We start from the raw sequence: 15,885 nt of genomic DNA on the forward strand, positions 1-15,885 counted from the left end.
ACCTAGAGGCGCTCCAGCGACGGCATCCAGACGCGGATCAGCGAGAACAGCCGATCCAGGTCGATGGGCTTGGCCAGGTAGTCGCTGGCGCCCGCGGCAAGGCAGCGCTCCTGGTCATCCTTCATGGCCTTGGCGGTGATGGCGATGATCGGCAGCTTCTTCATGTGCGGCCGCTTGCGGATCTCGCGCATGGCTTCGTAGCCGTCCATCATCGGCATCATGATGTCCATCAGCACCAGGTCGATGGTGTCGCTGTTGTCGAGCTTCTCCAGCGCCTCCAGGCCGTTGCGGGCGATCTCCACCTTGGCGCCCTTCTGTTCCAAGGCGCTGGTGAGGGCGAAGATGTTACGCACGTCGTCGTCCACCAGCAGCAGGGTGCGGCCATCGAAGGCCTTCTCGCGGCTGCGGGCGCTTTCCAGCATGCGCTGGCGATCCAGCGGCATATCGGCCTCGATCTTGTGCAGGAACAGCGTCACCTCGTCGAGCAGCCGCTCCGGCGAACGGGCGCCCTTGATGATGATGGAGCGGGAATACTTGAGCAGCGCGGCTTCTTCGTCGCGCGAGAGGCTGCGCCCGGTGTAGACGATCACCGGCGGGAAGGAGCAGATGTCCTCGCTGGCCATCCGTTCGAGCAACTCACCGCCCTCCATGTCGGGCAGCTTGAGGTCGATGACCATGCAGTCGTAGACCTCGTCGCGCAGCAGTTCCAGGGCCTGGCTGCCCAGCTCCACCGCGGTGATCTCCACGTCCACGTCGCCGATCAGCTTGGCGATGCTGTCGCGCTGCAGGGCGTCGTCCTCGACCAGCAACACCCGCTTGAGGCCGGCGGCGAACTTGGCTTCCAGGCGATTGAAGGCTTCCTTGAGCTCGTCGCGGGTGGTGGGCTTGATGGCATAGCCGACCGCGCCCATGTGCATGGCGGTCTCGATGCGATCCGAGGCCGAGACCACGTGCACCGGGATGTGGCGGGTCAGCGGATTTTCCTTGAGTCGCTCCAGCACCGTGAGACCGGAATGATCCGGCAGGCCCATGTCCAGCAGAATGGCGTCGGGGCGGTACTCCAAGGCGGCGGCGAAGCCTTCCTCGGCGCGATGGGCCACCAGGCAGCTGTACTTCAGCTCGTGGGCGAGATCGAAGAGGATCTGTGCGAAGGGCTGCTCGTCCTCGATCACCAGCACCCGGCGATCCGGATAGGGCCAGCTGTCACGGTCGTCGGCGAAGACCGTGCCGACCGGCGCGGCCGCCTCGGTGACCGGAGGAGCCGCCGGCGGACGGGGCGGGACCGCGGCCACTGGGGCCGGCGTCGGTGCAGATGCAGTCGCGGCTGCCGACGCAACGACCGGCGTCAGCGGCAGATCCGGCGCGGCGCCCTCCTGGTATTCCAGTGGCAGGCGCAGGGTGAAGGTACTGCCCTCGCCCGGTTGGCTGGTGACGCTCAAGGTGCCGCCCAGCAACAATGCCAGGTCACGGGAGATCGACAGCCCCAAACCGGTACCGCCATAACGCCGGGTGATGGCGCCGTCGGCCTGGCGGAAGGCCTCGAAGATCAGCTCCTGCTGCTCGGCGGCGATACCGATACCGGTATCGCTGACCGCGAAGCTGGGCTGGCCGTCTTCCAGGGACAGGCGCAGGCTGACCTGGCCGTGCTCGGTGAACTTGAAGGCATTGGAGAGCAGGTTCTTGAGAATCTGCTCGACCCGCTGGCGATCGCTGAAGAACGCCGGCGGCATCCGCGCATCCAGCTCTACCACGAAGGCGACGCCCTTGTTCTGGGCCACCGGCTCGAAGGCGGTCTTCAGGCTCTCCACCAGGCGACGCAGGGAGACCTGCTCCGGGCGGATCTCCAGCATGCCGGCCTCGACCTTGGAGATGTCGAGGATGTCGTTGATCAGGGTCAGCAGGTCGTTGCCCGCCGAATAGATGGACTCGGCGTAGCGCACCTGCTCGTCGCTCAGGTTGCCGGCGGGATTGTCCGCCAGCAGCTTGGACAGGATCAGCGAGCTGTTCAGCGGCGTGCGCAACTCGTGGGACATGTTCGCCAGGAACTCGGACTTGTACTGGCTGGCGCGCTCCAGCTCGCGGGCGCGCTCTTCGAGCATTTCCTGGGCTTCGTTGAGCCGGTTGTTGCGGTCATCCAGTACGTCGCGCTGCTGCAGCAGTTCCTGGGCCTGCTCCGACAGCTGCTCGTTGGTCTGCTCCAGCTCCGCCTGCTGCTGCTCCAGATGGACCTGGGACTCCTTGAGCGCCTGGGATTGTTCTTCCAGCTCCTCGTTGGCGGTGCGCAGTTCTTCCTGCTGCACCTGCAATTCCTCGTTGAGCTGCTGGGTTTCCGCCAGCACCTGTTGCAGCCGCTCGCGATAGCGCGCGGCCTCCACCGAAGAACCGATGGAGTCGGCGATCAGCGTCAGCAGCTCTTCGTCCTGCGGCCGCAGGGCGCGCAGGAAGCCCAGCTCGATCACGCCATTGACCCGCCCATCGTTCTCGATGGGCACGATGAGCGCGGCGCTGGCGTCGCGGTCGCCCAGTGCCGAGTTGACCTTGAGATAGTCGGCCGGCAACTGGTCCAGCGCCACGCTGCGCCCCTCCAGCACCGCCTGCCCGGCTAGCCCTTCACCCGGCGCCAGGCGCTGGCGACGCCGCCGGCCCTCGTCGTCCAGAGCGTAGTCGGCCACCCGTTCGAGACTGCCGTCGTCGAGGCGCACATAGAGCGCCCCCGCCGCGGCGCCCAGGTAGCGCGCCAGGAATTGCAGGATGCTCTGTCCCAGGGCCCCCAGCGCGGCCTGGCCGATGACGGCCTCCGACAGCTGATTCTGGCCCGAACGGAACCAGCTCTGCCGCTCCAGATTCTCGGTGTGCTCGGCCTGCTGGTCGAGCAGGCGGTTGTAGGTCGCGGACAGCCCCAGCAGTTCGCGCCGGCCGAAGAAGGCCATGACCGCCGAGAGCAGCAGGCTGACCACCAGGAAGGCGACGACGAAGACCACCGTCATGCGGCTGGCGGTCTCGGTGCGCTCGGCGCGCATCTGCTCCTCGTAGGCGATGAAATCGGTGTAGTCGCGGCGGATGCTGTCGATGCGGTTCTTGCCCTGGCCATCGTTCAACGAGGTCTGGAAATCGCCCCCGGTGCGTCGCGCGTCTATGACCTGGGCGGCGTACTGCTGCCAGTCGCGGTGGGTGGCCTGGATGCGCTCCAGGCGCCGCACCTGCACCGCGCTGTCGCTGACCAGCTCCTTGAGCTCATCCAGTTGAGGCTCGACCTGGGGCAGGGCCCGCTCGTAGGGCTGCAGGAAGCTCGTATTACCACTGAGCAGGTAGCCGCGCATGCCGGTTTCCAGATCGACCACCAGGCGGAAATTGGCATTGGCCTGGCTGATGACGCGGTCCGTATGCTCGACCCACTGGGTCACCCGCAGCAGATAGAGGATGATGGCGATGAAGAAGATCGCGCTGAAGACGCCGATACCCAGGGGCAGGGTCAGATTGCGTTTGAGTATCTTGCTGAAGTGCGTCTGATCGAGAAGCGACTCGCGATTCATGGGGTCTGAAAGCCTTGTACAGGACGAAACGAGCGGCGACGGCAGAGCCTCCACCTGCGGGAGAGTGCCGTCACCGATCGGAGCGCGATCCAAAGCTGCGCAGCAGTCCTGCGCGGCAGGATCGACTCGTGACGAACGAACTCAGGCGCCTCGCTGTAGCAGTGACAGCGCTGGCAACCGTCGGCGCCGTCATCGCGCTTGGCTCCGACTCGCGGGCCCAGCGGCAGGCTTCAGGCGGGACGAGGGCCTTGGCGCCTCGTATCAGCGACGGGCAATCACCCAGACCGCGTGGATGATACCCGGAATGTAGCCCAGCAGCGTCAGCAGGATATTCAGCCAGAAGGCGCCACCGAAGCCGACCTGGAGGAAGACGCCCACGGGCGGCAGGATGATGGCGAAAATGAGGCGGATGAGGTCCATTCCAGACTCCAGTACAGGGCAGACAAGAAGATGCCTCTAAGACTGGTACGGCCTGAATCAGGTTCCGACAGGCAATAAAAAACCCCGCCGAAGCGGGGTTTCGCAGACTTAACCCGACATCCATGTCGGGCCGCCAATCCTTGGCCATCTATCCCTGAGAGTCTCTGCCCGACATCCTTGCCGGGGGGCCATCCTGGCCACATTTCCTTGAAGTCATCTGGAGCGCTGGGTACATCCTGTACCGCGATCCGATGGGTGTAGATTACGCAGCCTCCCACGCCTGGGCGATGGCTTATCGCGGCGGCGTGATGTAAGCCATGGCTTACACGGCCACGCTTTTTAGCTTGTCAGTCAACAGCTTAGAAAGCCTCCTCAGCCAGGGCGTAGAGTGGCTGCGCGCCACTGCGCACGGCGGCCGCCAGGCTCAAGGTACGCGGCAACAGCCGGGCGAAATAGAAGCGGGCGGTAGCCAGCTTGGCGGCGGCGAAGGACGCCTCTTCCCCCTTGGCCGCCGCGGCGGCCCGCGCCCAGAGATAGCCATAGGCGACGTAGCCGAACAGATGCAGGTAATCCACCGAGGCAGCACCCAGCTGCTGGGCATCGGCAGCCCCGGCCTGCAGCAGCCATTCGGTCACACCGTCCAGCTGATCCAGCGCCTGGCGCAGGGGCGCGGCGAATTCATCGTCCGCCGGCAGACCGGCGAGATACTGGTGTACCTCTTCGCTGAAGGGACGATAGAGGGCACCGCGGCTACCCGCCAGCTTGCGCCCCACCAGGTCGAGTGCCTGGATGCCGTTGGTACCTTCGTAGATCTGGGTGATACGTACGTCGCGCACCAGTTGCTCCTGACCCCATTCGCGGATGTAGCCGTGGCCGCCGAACACCTGCTGTCCAGCCACGCAGAGTTCCAGGCCGAGATCGGTGAGAAAGCCCTTGGCCACCGGGGTGAGCAGCGCCACCAGGGCGTCGGCGCGCTCGCGCTCGGCCGGCTCGGGGCTGTACTTGGCGGTGTCGAGTTGCAGCGCGACATAGCTGGAGAACAGGCGGCCGCCTTCGTTGAGCGCCTTCATGGTCAGCAGCATGCGACGCACGTCGGGATGGACGATGATCGGGTCGGCGCTCTTGGCCGGTTGCTGGACACCGGCGGGCGAACGGCTCTGCAAGCGCTCGCGGGCATAGGCCAGGGCATTCTGGTAGGAACGCTCGCTCGACCCCAGGCCCTGGATGCCGACGCCCAGGCGCTCGTAGTTCATCATGGTGAACATGGCGGCCAGGCCCTTGTTGACCTCGCCCACCAGGTAGCCGACGGCGCCATCGAAATTCATCACGCAGGTGGCGGCACCCTTGATGCCCATCTTGTGTTCCAGGGAGCCGCAGGCCACGGCGTTGCGCTCACCGAGGTTGCCCGCCTCGTCCACCAAAATCTTGGGCACCAGGAACAGCGAGATGCCCTTGGAGCCGGCCGGCGCATCGGGCAGCTTGGCCAGTACCAGGTGGATGATGTTCTCGGTCAGGTCGTGCTCGCCGGCGGTGATGAAGATCTTAGTGCCGGTCACGCGGTAGCTGCCGTCGGCCTGGGGCTCGGCGCGGGTACGGATCAGGCCCAGGTCGGTACCGGCGTGGGGCTCGGTCAGGCACATGGAGCCAGACCACTGGCCGCTGTAGAGATTGGGCAGATAGGCCTGCTTCAGGTCTTCGCTGCCATGGGCGTGCAAGGCCAGGCAGGCGCCGGCGCTGAGCATCGGATAGAGACCGAAGGCCAGGCAGCTGGCGTGCATCATTTCCTCGACCTGGGCGGTGAGCACCTTGGGCATGCCCATGCCGCCGTACTCGGGGTCGCCACCGACGCCGACCCAGCCGCCCTCGGCGAAAGCCTGATAGGCCGCGCGAAAGCCCTGAGGCGTGGTCACCTCGCCGTCTTGCCAGTGGCAGCCTTCTTCGTCGGAATTGCGATTGAGCGGCGCCAGCTCCTGGGCGCACAGCTTGCCGGCTTCCTCGAGAATGGCGTCGGCGGTCTCGCCATCGACCACCTCGGCCAGCGCGGGCCATTGGCTCCAGCGCTCCTTGACCTTGAGGACGGCATCCAGCACGAAACGGATGTCGCGAAGCGGCGGGGTGTAGTCAGCCATGTCGAGTCTCCTCGGAAGGTGTTCTTGTCGGTATGACTTGAGTGTAAGACCGAACCGGAAGGGAGACATAGGTTCATGATCTGACCACATGGTCAGCCGATCGGAGGTCGCCCCTGAAAGACGAAAACCCCGCCGTGGCGGGGTTTTCGCGGGTGTAACGCCGTGGATCAGTAGCCCAGACCGAAGTCCTCTTCGGCCAGGGCCATCAGGCTGCCGGCGCCGGCCAGCAGCGCCTCGGCATGGGCGCGGGTACGGGGCAGCAGGCGCTGGTAGTAGAAGCGTGCGGTGGCCAGCTTGGCCTGGTAGAAGGCGGCTTCGTCGGTACCGGCGGCCAGCTTCTCGGCGGCGACCCGCGCCATGTCGGCCCAGAAGTAGGCCAGGCAGCAATAGCCGGAGTACATCAGGTAGTCGACGGCGGCGGCGCCCACTTCCTCACGATCCTTCATGGCGGCCATGCCGACCTTGAGGGTGATCTCGCCCCACTCCTTGTTCAGCTTGGCCAGCGGCTCGACGAAGGCCTTGAGCTCGGCGTTCTCGGCCTGGGCCTGGCAGAACTTGTGCACCACCTTGGTGAAGGCCTTGAGCGACTCACCCTGGGTCATCAGCACCTTGCGACCCAACAGGTCGATGGCCTGGATGCCGGTGGTGCCCTCGTAGAGCATGGCGATACGGGCATCGCGCAGATTCTGCTCCATGCCCCACTCGGCGATGTAGCCGTGGCCACCGTAGATCTGCACGCCGTGGCTGGCGGCCTCGAAGCCGACCTCGGTCATGAAGGCCTTGGCGATGGGAGTGAGGAAGGCCAGCTGGGTCTCGACCTGCTGCTTCTGCTCCTCGTCCTGGCTGTACTTGAGGATGTCCACCAGCTTGGCGGTGTAGTAGATCATCGCCCGGCTGCCTTCGGCGAAGGCCTTCATGGTCAGCAGCATGCGGCGCACATCGGGGTGCACGATGATGGGGTCGGCGGGTTTCTCGGGCGCCTTGGGACCGGTTAGGGATCTCATCTGCAGCCGCTCGCGGGCGTACTTCAGGCCGCCCTGGAAGGCCACCTCGGCATGGGCCAGGCCCTGCAGGGCGGTGCCGATACGGGCGAAGTTCATAAAGGTGAACATGCAGTTCAGGCCGCGGTTGGGCGGGCCGATCAGGAAACCGGTGGCGCCATCGAAGTTCATCACGCAGGTGGCGTTGCCATGGATGCCCATCTTGTGTTCGAGGGAACCGCAGTGCACGGCATTGCGCTCGCCGGCCGCGCCGCTGGCATCCGGCAGGCGCTTGGGCACGATGAACAGCGAGATGCCCTTGGTGCCGGCGGGGGCGTCGGGCAAGCGGGCCAGCACGATGTGGACGATGTTCTCGGCCATGTCGTGCTCACCAGCGGAGATGAAGATCTTGGTGCCGGTGATGGCATAGCTACCGTCCGCACGCGGCTCGGCCTTGGTGCGCAGCATGCCCAGGTCGGAACCGCAGTGGGGCTCGGTCAGGCACATGGTGCCGGTCCATTCGCCAGTGACCAGCTTTTCCAGGTAGGTGTGCTTCTGCTCGTCGGTGCCGTGCTGCTCCAGGGTGTTCATGGCGCCGTGGGACAGGCCGGGGTACATGCCCCAGGACCAGTTGGCCTGGCCGACCATTTCCGACAGGGAAATGCCGAGGGATTCGGGCAGGCCCTGGCCACCGTGGGCCGGATTGTGCGCCAGACTCGGCCAGCCGCCTTCGACGAACTGGGCATAGGCTTCCTTGAAGCCATCGGGGGTCTTCACGCCCTCCTCGCTCCAGGTACAGCCCTGCTGGTCGCCGATGCGATTCAGCGGGGCCAGCACCTGCTCGCAGAACTTGGCGCCTTCTTCGAGGATGGCGGACACCATGTCGGGGGTGGCGTCGCCGCAGCCGGGCAGGCTCTGGTAGTGCGCGTCATAACCCAGCAGTTCGTCGCGAACGAAGCGGATGTCCCGCAGGGGAGCCTTGTAATCGGGCATGACTGTTACCTCTTGCTAATGCTTGTTGTCGAGGAAGGCGGGCCGCTGCCCGCGAGCGTTTAAACAGTTGTTTGAAACTTATGTTCTAGCCCTGTCCTTGTCAAGCGGCGACAGGCGACCGGTCAGTCGGCCAAGGCCAGCATTTCGTCCAGCGCCTGGGCGTCGCGCGGACGCACCAACCGCGCCAATTCCTGGCCGTCCCGCAGCAGGACCAGGGTCGGCCAGAGCTTGATGCGGAAACTGCGCCCCAGAGGCCGCCCGGAGCCGTCCTCGATCTTGAGATGACGCACGGCCGGACGCTCCGCCAGGACGGTGGCGAGCGGTGGCTGAACGGCGCGGCAATGACCGCACCAGGGCGCGCCGAACTCCAACAGAGTCACCCCGGGCAGGGCATCGACCTCGGTCCGCATGGGCTCCTGGGCGGCATAGGCGGTGGTCATGGACATGGGCAGCTCCTGAAGTCGGTTCCAACGGTGGAAAAGTCGCTGCGGGGACTACTCTCAGGCGTGAAAAGGACTAGCGTCGATCCTGCGGTACGCCCCGCTTCCACCACCATAACCAAGGCGCCCCCGTTCTGCCTCCGTATCCTTCTTTTCCCTGAGGCCCGCCATGAGTCAGACAGCGACGTCCGTTTCTCCCGCCACCCTGCGCAAGGTCATCTCCGCCGCGTCCATCGGCAACTTCGTCGAGTGGTTCGATTTCGCCCTCTACGGCTTTCTCGCCACCCTGCTCGCCGCCCACTTCTTTCCCAGTGGCGATGCCACCGCCGGGCTACTCAAGACCTTCGCCGTGTTCGCCGTGGCCTTCGCCTTCCGGCCGCTGGGCGGCATCGTGTTCGGACTGCTCGGCGACCGCATCGGCCGCAAGCGCACCCTGGCGCTGACCATCCTGATCATGGCCGGTGCCACCGCGCTGATCGGCATCCTGCCCAGCTACGCCACCATCGGCATCTGGGCGCCGATCCTGCTGACGGTGATCCGCTGCGCCCAGGGCTTTTCCGCGGGCGGCGAATACGCCGGGGCCTGTGCCTACGTGATGGAACATTCGCCCCATGATCGCCGCGGCCGCTACGGCAGCTTCGTGCCGGTCTCCACCTTCCTCGCCTTCGCCAGCGCGGCCCTCACCGCCTGGGGTCTGGAACGCTTGTTGGGCGCTACGGCCATGGCCGACTGGGGCTGGCGCATCCCCTTCCTGGCCGCTGCGCCACTGGGTCTGATCGGTCTCTACCTGCGGCTCAAGCTCGACGAGACCCCGGCCTTCCAGGCGCTGGAAGCCGGCCACGAGGTCAGCCACTCACCGCTAGGCGAGACGCTGCGCCTGCAGGGCCGCTCCATCCTGCGCCTGGGCGCCTTCATCTCGCTGACGGCGCTGTCCTTCTATATGTTCACCACCTATTTCTCCACCTACCTGCAACTGGCCGGCGGCTTCGACCGGGCCGCGGCCCTGGCCATCAGCCTGATCACCCTGTTCGCCGCCGCGGCCGCCTGCCCGCTGCTGGGGCGGGTCACCGACCGGATCGGCCGCCGCCTGACCACGGTGCTGGCCAGTCTGGTATTGGCCGTCGGCGTCTATCCGGCGCTGCTGCTGGCCAGCAGCGGCCAGTTCGGCAGTGCCCTGCTGGGTTCCCTATTGCTGGGTGCCGGCGCGGTGCTGTGCAACGTGGTGACGGCGCCGCTGCTCAGCGAGGTCTTCCCGACCCGCACCCGCTACACCGCCGGGGCCATCACCTACAACCTGGCCTACACCATCTTCGGCGGCACCGCACCGCTGATGGCGACCTGGCTGATCGGCGCCACCGGCAGTAATCTCTCGCCGGCGCTGTATCTGATCCTGATCGCCCTGCTCGGCCTGGTCGGTGGCCTGAGCCTGCCCGAGACCTCGCGGATCGACCTGGACGAAATTCCCGACAGCAGCGAGCCCGGCTATCGCGCGGTACGCGGCTGACCGCTCGTCCCATAGTTGGCACTTCCTCCGGGCCGCCCTGCCGATAGGCAGAAGGCCCCGGAGTTTCCACCATGCCCGCCACCCACGATCTGCAACGCTTCATCGACGCCCAGGCCAGCACCTACGCGACCGCCCTGGCGGAGATCCGCGCCGGTCGCAAGCGCAGCCACTGGATGTGGTTCGTCTTCCCGCAGATCCAGGGACTCGGTCGCAGCGACACGGCGCAGCGCTACGCTATCGCCTCCCGCGAAGAGGCCAGCGCCTATCTGGCGCATCCCCTGCTGGGACCACGGCTGCGGGAGATCACCGCGGCAGCGCTGGCGCATCCCGAGCAATCCGCCACGGCGCTGTTCGGGCAACCGGACGACCTCAAGTTCCACTCCAGCCTGACCCTCTTCGCCGCCGTGGCCGAAGATCCCGAGCCCTTTCGCCAGGCCCTGAAGACCTTCTTCGCCGGCCAGCCGGACGAGGCGACCCTGGAGCGGCTCTGCTAACGCCAGAGTCCCTCGCGGCCAGTCACGGGATCGGTCGCCGGCAAGGGCACCTGGACGATCAGCTCCAGTGATCGGGCATGGGCCGCCGGATCGGCGCGCTGGGTGATGAAATCTTCCTGGCCAGGCGGATAGGCCCCTACCACCAGAAAATCCGCGCTGGATTCCAGACTGCGATGGCCGGTCCCCGCCGGCAGCACCAGCACATCGCCCGCTGCCACACTCACGTCCTGCCCCTGCTCGCCCCCCAGGCGCAGGGTCGCCTCGCCCCGGGCCACACCGAGGACTTCATGGGCGTTGGGGTGGTAGTGGTGGTAGCTGTAGACACCGTAGCGCCACTGCGGCGGCCAGTCATGGGCGGCAAATAGCCGTTCCAGCGCCGTTGCTTGGTCGTCACCCGACAGAGGAACCTGGCGATAGAGCAGCACCGGCAAGCGGCTGTTGGGGATGATGCCGTCGTCGGCGAAGTACAGGCGCTCGGGCTCGTCGGCGGCGACTGGAGCGGCCAGGGCCAGGACAGTGGGCGCCAGGCCCAGCACCAGGGACAGGATGGACAGGGAGCGTTGGCGAGGCATGGTGCTTTTCTCCAGGGCTTTGCCAATGGAGGCCGCCCTGGCGTCGGGGTTCCTGATACTGGACGGGGCGTAACTTTCCCTGGCTATAGTTTCCTGCCGTCTACATAAGGAGCGCCCATGATGGACCGACGAGAGAAGTACGCTCGCTTCCAGCACCTGCATGCCAGGGAAGATGCCTTCGTCATCCCCAACCCTTGGGATGCCGGCTCCGCACGACTGCTGACCAGTCTAGGCTTCGAGGCCCTGGCCACCAGCAGCGCCGGCTACGCCTTCGCCAAGGGCAAGCGCGACTCCAGCGCTACGCTCAGCCGTGAAGAACTGCTGGCCAATGCCGCGGAAATCGTCGCCGCTACCCACCTACCGGTATCGGCTGACCTGGAGGCGGGGTTCGGTATGGCGCCGGAAACCTGTGCCGAGACCCTGCGCCTGGCCTGTGACGTGGGCCTGGTCGGCGGCTCCATCGAGGACGCGAGCGGTGATCCCACCAGACCGCTCTATGACTTTTCCCTGGCGGTGGAGCGTATCCAGGCCGCTGCGGAGGCCGTGCGGAACCGCTCCTTCCTGTTAACGGCGCGTGCCGAGAATTACCTGTGCGGGCGCCCGGATCTGGATGACACCATCAGACGCCTGCAGGCCTTCTCAGCGGCGGGAGCGGACGTCCTCTATGCACCGGGCTTGCCGGACCTGGAATCGATCAGGATGGTCTGCGCGGCGGTCGACAAGCCGGTGAACGTGGTCATGGGACTGGCCGGTCCGACGTTTTCCGTCGCGGAACTCACTGCCGTAGGGGTGCGCAGGATCAGCGTGGGCGGCTCCTTCGCCCGCGCCGCCTTCGGGGCCTTGCTCAGAGCGGCCCAGGAGGTGCGTACCCAAGGCACCTTCAGCTATGCCAAGGAGGCCATTCCAGGCGCTACGCTGGCCGCCCTGCTCGCACCGGAGGGCTCGCAGGACTAGCCCAGCCACTCCCGCAGCAGCGCCGTGGTGCGCTCCGGCAATTCCAGCGGTGGCAGATGACCGCAGTCATCCAGCACCACCAGCCGCGAACCCTGGATGCCGCGATGCATCAGCTCGGCTTCGGCGGGTGGGGTGAGTTGGTCCTGGGCGCCGACCACGACCAGGGTCGACACCTGGATGGTGGCCAGGGTCGGGCGCGAATCGGGCCGCTCGATGATCGCCTGTTGCTGGCGCAGGAAGGCCGCCTTGCCCACCGCCTTGCCCATGGCCACCACGGTATCGGCGACCGGGGTGCCCAGGCGCGAGGCATGGATCAGTCGCGGCAGCAGTTGCGGGCTGATGCCGAGGAAACGGCCACGCTCGGCCAGTTCGAGCATGGCCCGGCGCTGGGCGGCGCGCGCCTCGCCATCCGGACTGGCCATGGTGTCGAACAGGGCCAGCCGCGCCACGCGCTCCGGCGCCTGGCGCAGGATCTCGAAGGCCACGTAGCCGCCCATGGACAGCGCCCCCAGGGCGAAGCGTGGCGGCGCCTCGGCCAGTACTCGCTGGGCCATGCCGGCGATGCTGGCGTCGCGGGTGAGATCGGGGATGTGCACGGCACAGGTAGCGGCCAGGTCGGCCGCTTGAGTGGTCCAGAGACGCTCGTCACAGAGCAGGCCGGGGAGCAGGACCAGGGGCAAGGCAGGGGTGGTTGTCATTTCGCAGGGACTTGAAGGGTGCGGCGGAAAACGCGCAGTGTAGCGCGGATCGCTGGCGAACCCGGCGGGCTTTGCGGGTTCCAAGGGACATTGCCAAGGATTCGGAAACATCCATGCGTACTGAAGGCTTCTTCGACTGGCTCGGCGCCGCGCTCGGCCAGGTCATCCGCTTCATCATCGACCTCTTCGGCTCGGTCCTCGGCGGCATCGCCGACGCCGTGCACGACTTTCTCCATGGCATGGCGCGCTCCATCGGCATGGACGACTCCTACATCAGCTTCGTCGTCCTCGCCATCGGCCTGCTGCTGCTCTACGCCGCGGTGCGCGCCTTCATGGCCCGCTCGATCGTCGGCGGCGTTATCTGGCTGATCCTCGGCCTGATGGTGATGAGCTGGCTGATCCGCGGCTGACTGGTGAGCAGGTCCTCGGCCTGGCACAGTAGCGGCTCGTTCTCGGCACGGATGCCGATATGCTCAAGCCCGTTCAACACTACCTGAAGCGCCACTGGCAGCGTCTACGGCCTGGAACCTCCTGCGCCCTCTGTGCCAGTTGGCTACCGCCCGGCCTGGCCCTGTGCGAAGGCTGCGAGACCGAGCTGCCCTGGCTCGGCGCCCACTGCCAACGCTGCGCCTTGCCACTCTCGGTGGACGGTCTCATCTGCGGCGGCTGCCTCGCCGACTCGCCGGCCTTCGACCAGGTGCTGGCGCCCTGGCGCTATGCCTTTCCGGTCGACAGCCTGATCAACGCCTTCAAGCACCGCGACCAGGGCAGCCTCGGACGGCTGGCCGGGGCACTGCTGGCCCGTCATCTGCAGCACCTGTTCGACGAAGGCCAGCCGCGGCCGGAACTGTTATTGCCGGTACCGCTGTCACCGCAGCGGCTGCGTCAGCGCGGCTTCAACCAGGCCGCGCTGCTGGCCGACTGGCTCGGCAAGCCGCTGGGACTGCCGGTGAACGCCAAGCTCTTGCAACGGGTACAGGAACAGCACAGCCAGCAGGGCCTTACCGCCAGCGAGCGGCGACGCAATCTCAAGCAGGCCTTCGCCCTGGTGAGTGAGGCCGAGCTGACCGGTCGCCATCTGGCCCTGGTGGACGACGTGCTCACCACCGGCGCCACTGCGGATAGTCTGGCACGCCTGCTCAAGCGTGCCGGGGTTCGGCGGGTCGATGTCTATTGCCTGGCCCGGACACCGCCACCCGGGGAATAGCGATGTCACCAAAACGTCATCCAGTCTGACTAGCCTCGCCTGCACACCGTAAGGAAACCTTAAGCATGCACAGCGAACAGACCGATCTCGAACGCCTCGTCCATCTCAGCCGGCGCCGCTTCATCGGCGCCGGGGCCCTGGCCGGCGCCGCCCTGTTCCTGGGTGGCGGCCTGCTCGGCCGTAGCGCCCTCGCCGACGCGGTAAGTGCAGCCAACGGCGATCCGCTGATCGGCTTCGCCAACATCCCGGCCTCCACCGCCGATACCCTGGTGGTACCGCCTGGCTATCGCGCCAGCGTGCTCATCAGCTGGGGCCAGCCGCTGCACACCGATGGCCCGGCCTTCCGCCCCGACGGCAGCCCCAGCGCCGCCGACCAGGCCGTGCAATTCGGCGACAACAACGACGGCATGGCCTTCTTCCCCTTCCCGGACGATCCGGATCGGGCGCTGATGGCGATCAACAACGAATACACCAACTATCGCTACCTGCTCAGCCACGGCACGCCGCCCAAGTCCCTGGAAGACACCCGCAAGGCCCAGGCTGCCGAGGGCGTCTCGGTGATCGAGGTGAAGCGCGTGGACGGCCAGTGGCACTTCGTCCAGGGTTCGCCCTACAACAGACGCATCCACGGCAACACGCCCATCGCCATCAGCGGTCCGGCCGCTGGCCATGACCTGCTCAAGACCGCCGCCGATCCGGCGGGACGCGAGGTGCTGGGCACCTTCCAGAACTGCTCCAGTGGCGCCACACCCTGGCATACCTACCTGACCTGCGAAGAGAACTTCACCGACGTCTTCGGCAGCCGCAACGCCGAGCTGAAGTTCGATGCCGCCCAGAAGAGATACAGCGTCAAGCACGCCAGCGTGGAGAATGACTGGCACCTGCACGACGATCGCTTCGACCTGGCGCAGAATCCCAACGAGCTCAACCGCCATGGCTGGATCACCGAGATCGACCCCTTCGATCCCCAGGCCAAGCCGGTCAAGCGCACCGCCCTGGGCCGCTTCAAGCACGAGAACGCCGCCCTTACCCGCACCCGCGACGGCCGCGTGGTGGTCTACATGGGCGACGACGAACGCGGCGAATTCATCTACAAGTTCGTCAGCCGCGACCGCCTGCAGGACGACCCCAAGGCCAATCGCGACCTGCTCGACCACGGCACCCTCTACGTCGCCCGCTTCGACGAGGGTGACCATGATCCGAACCGCCCCAAGGGCCGCGGCCAGTGGTTGCCGCTGGTGCATGGCGAGAACGGCCTGACCGCCGCCAATGGCTTCCCCAGCCAGGCCGTGGTACTGATCCACGCCCGCCAGGCCGGCACCCAGGTCGGCGCCACGCGCATGGACCGTCCCGAGTGGATCGCCGTCAGCCCCAAGGACGGCCAGGTCTATTGCACCCTGACCAACAACACCAAGCGCGGCGAGGACGGCATGCCAGTGGGCGGCCCCAACCCCCGCGCCAACAACCTCTATGGTCAGATCGTGCGTTGGCGCGAAGACGGTGACGATGCCGCCGCCCTGACCTTCAACTGGGACCTGTTCGTCATCGCCGGCAATCCCAAGGTGCATCCGGGCAAGCCGGAAGCCGGCTCGTCGCAGATCAATGCGGAGAACATGTTCAACAGCCCCGACGGCCTGGGCTTCGACGCCGCCGGCCGGCTGTGGGTGCTCACCGACGGCAAGTACAGCAACAAGGGCGACTACGAGGGCATGGGCAACAACCAGATGCTCTGCGCCGATCCCCGTAGCGGCGAGCTGCGCCGCTTCCTGGTCGGACCCGTGGGTTGCGAGGTCACCGGCCTGGCCTTCTCGCCGGACTACCGGACGATGTTCGTCGGCATCCAGCACCCAGGCGAGGAAGGCGGCTCCCAGTTCCCGGAACAACAGCCGAACGGCCAGCCACGCTCCTCGGTGATGGTCATCACCCGGGAAGACGGCGGCGTGATCGGCGCCTGACCGGCG

Annotated in this window: 13 protein-coding genes; 6 read left to right on the forward strand and 7 right to left on the reverse strand. The window is 66.5% G+C overall.

Going from position 1 to position 15,885, the window contains the following annotated elements; genetic code table 11:
* Positions 1-2: 2 nt before the first annotated feature.
* From QZ471_RS23560 to QZ471_RS23580, 5 genes are all read right to left on the reverse strand, one after another.
* A complete protein-coding gene (locus QZ471_RS23560; RefSeq protein ID WP_295468466.1) occupies positions 3-3,533 on the reverse strand; it encodes a response regulator in 3,531 nt (1,176 codons plus the stop codon).
* Positions 3,534-3,794: 261 nt separating this feature from the next.
* Positions 3,795-3,953 (reverse strand): YqaE/Pmp3 family membrane protein, encoded by a 159-nt coding sequence (locus QZ471_RS23565; protein WP_007159763.1) that lies wholly within the window; start codon positions 3,951-3,953, stop codon positions 3,795-3,797.
* A gap of 359 nt (positions 3,954-4,312) precedes the next feature.
* Entirely contained in the window at positions 4,313-6,082 is a 1,770-nt protein-coding gene (locus tag QZ471_RS23570; RefSeq protein ID WP_295468469.1) for an acyl-CoA dehydrogenase C-terminal domain-containing protein, read from the reverse strand.
* Positions 6,083-6,249: 167 nt separating this feature from the next.
* Positions 6,250-8,055, reverse strand: a complete 1,806-nt coding sequence (locus QZ471_RS23575; RefSeq protein WP_295468471.1) for a phenylacyl-CoA dehydrogenase — start codon at positions 8,053-8,055, stop codon at positions 6,250-6,252.
* 122 nt (positions 8,056-8,177) lie between these two features.
* Entirely contained in the window at positions 8,178-8,501 is a 324-nt protein-coding gene (locus tag QZ471_RS23580; protein ID WP_295468473.1) for a thioredoxin family protein, read from the reverse strand.
* 163 nt (positions 8,502-8,664) lie between these two features.
* On the opposite strand from QZ471_RS23580, the gene QZ471_RS23585 reads away from it, so the two are divergent.
* Both QZ471_RS23585 and QZ471_RS23590 read left to right on the forward strand, forming a co-directional pair.
* Positions 8,665-9,999 carry an MFS transporter gene (locus QZ471_RS23585; RefSeq protein WP_295468475.1) on the forward strand — a complete coding sequence of 445 codons (1,335 nt, stop codon included), beginning with the start codon at positions 8,665-8,667 and terminating at the stop codon, positions 9,997-9,999.
* Between the two features lie 71 nt (positions 10,000-10,070).
* Positions 10,071-10,493, forward strand: coding sequence for a DUF1810 domain-containing protein (locus QZ471_RS23590; protein ID WP_295468477.1), 423 nt, complete (start codon positions 10,071-10,073; stop codon positions 10,491-10,493).
* Here the strand turns inward: QZ471_RS23590 and QZ471_RS23595 are convergent.
* Entirely contained in the window at positions 10,490-11,065 is a 576-nt protein-coding gene (locus tag QZ471_RS23595) for a cupin domain-containing protein (RefSeq protein WP_295468479.1), read from the reverse strand. The two genes, QZ471_RS23590 and QZ471_RS23595, sit on opposite strands and share 4 nt — an antisense overlap.
* 120 nt (positions 11,066-11,185) lie before the next feature.
* Here QZ471_RS23595 and QZ471_RS23600 point away from each other — a divergent pair, with 120 nt between their 5' ends.
* Positions 11,186-12,019, forward strand: coding sequence for an isocitrate lyase/phosphoenolpyruvate mutase family protein (locus tag QZ471_RS23600; protein ID WP_295469201.1), 834 nt, complete (start codon positions 11,186-11,188; stop codon positions 12,017-12,019).
* Here the strand turns inward: QZ471_RS23600 and QZ471_RS23605 are convergent.
* Entirely contained in the window at positions 12,016-12,717 is a 702-nt protein-coding gene (locus tag QZ471_RS23605; RefSeq protein ID WP_295468481.1) for an alpha/beta hydrolase, read from the reverse strand. The genes QZ471_RS23600 and QZ471_RS23605 overlap by 4 nt on opposite strands.
* A gap of 113 nt (positions 12,718-12,830) precedes the next feature.
* On the opposite strand from QZ471_RS23605, the gene QZ471_RS23610 reads away from it, so the two are divergent.
* From QZ471_RS23610 to QZ471_RS23620, 3 genes are all read left to right on the forward strand, one after another.
* Positions 12,831-13,127 carry a hypothetical protein gene (locus QZ471_RS23610; protein WP_059228193.1) on the forward strand — a complete coding sequence of 99 codons (297 nt, stop codon included), beginning with the start codon at positions 12,831-12,833 and terminating at the stop codon, positions 13,125-13,127.
* A gap of 59 nt (positions 13,128-13,186) precedes the next feature.
* Complete coding sequence (locus QZ471_RS23615; protein WP_295468484.1) at positions 13,187-13,924, forward strand: ComF family protein; 738 nt, start codon at positions 13,187-13,189, stop codon at positions 13,922-13,924.
* A gap of 65 nt (positions 13,925-13,989) precedes the next feature.
* Positions 13,990-15,879 carry a PhoX family phosphatase gene (locus tag QZ471_RS23620; protein WP_295468486.1) on the forward strand — a complete coding sequence of 630 codons (1,890 nt, stop codon included), beginning with the start codon at positions 13,990-13,992 and terminating at the stop codon, positions 15,877-15,879.
* Positions 15,880-15,885 lie beyond the last annotated feature (6 nt).

The sequence above is a fragment of the uncultured Pseudomonas sp. genome (assembly GCF_913774235.1).
In the GTDB taxonomy this organism is placed as follows: domain Bacteria; phylum Pseudomonadota; class Gammaproteobacteria; order Pseudomonadales; family Pseudomonadaceae; genus Chryseomonas.

Excerpts from the sequence above, each read along its gene's own strand:
- QZ471_RS23560 (WP_295468466.1), bottom strand. The coding sequence starts at position 3,533 with ATGAATCGCGAGTCGCTTCTCGATCAGACGCACTTCAGCAAGATACTC.
- QZ471_RS23565 (WP_007159763.1), bottom strand. The coding sequence starts at position 3,953 with ATGGACCTCATCCGCCTCATTTTCGCCATCATCCTGCCGCCCGTGGGC.
- QZ471_RS23570 (WP_295468469.1), bottom strand. The coding sequence starts at position 6,082 with ATGGCTGACTACACCCCGCCGCTTCGCGACATCCGTTTCGTGCTGGAT.
- QZ471_RS23575 (WP_295468471.1), bottom strand. The coding sequence starts at position 8,055 with ATGCCCGATTACAAGGCTCCCCTGCGGGACATCCGCTTCGTTCGCGAC.
- QZ471_RS23580 (WP_295468473.1), bottom strand. The coding sequence starts at position 8,501 with ATGTCCATGACCACCGCCTATGCCGCCCAGGAGCCCATGCGGACCGAG.
- QZ471_RS23585 (WP_295468475.1), top strand. The coding sequence starts at position 8,665 with ATGAGTCAGACAGCGACGTCCGTTTCTCCCGCCACCCTGCGCAAGGTC.
- QZ471_RS23590 (WP_295468477.1), top strand. The coding sequence starts at position 10,071 with ATGCCCGCCACCCACGATCTGCAACGCTTCATCGACGCCCAGGCCAGC.
- QZ471_RS23595 (WP_295468479.1), bottom strand. The coding sequence starts at position 11,065 with ATGCCTCGCCAACGCTCCCTGTCCATCCTGTCCCTGGTGCTGGGCCTG.
- QZ471_RS23600 (WP_295469201.1), top strand. The coding sequence starts at position 11,186 with ATGGACCGACGAGAGAAGTACGCTCGCTTCCAGCACCTGCATGCCAGG.
- QZ471_RS23605 (WP_295468481.1), bottom strand. The coding sequence starts at position 12,717 with ATGACAACCACCCCTGCCTTGCCCCTGGTCCTGCTCCCCGGCCTGCTC.
- QZ471_RS23610 (WP_059228193.1), top strand. The coding sequence starts at position 12,831 with ATGCGTACTGAAGGCTTCTTCGACTGGCTCGGCGCCGCGCTCGGCCAG.
- QZ471_RS23615 (WP_295468484.1), top strand. The coding sequence starts at position 13,187 with ATGCTCAAGCCCGTTCAACACTACCTGAAGCGCCACTGGCAGCGTCTA.
- QZ471_RS23620 (WP_295468486.1), top strand. The coding sequence starts at position 13,990 with ATGCACAGCGAACAGACCGATCTCGAACGCCTCGTCCATCTCAGCCGG.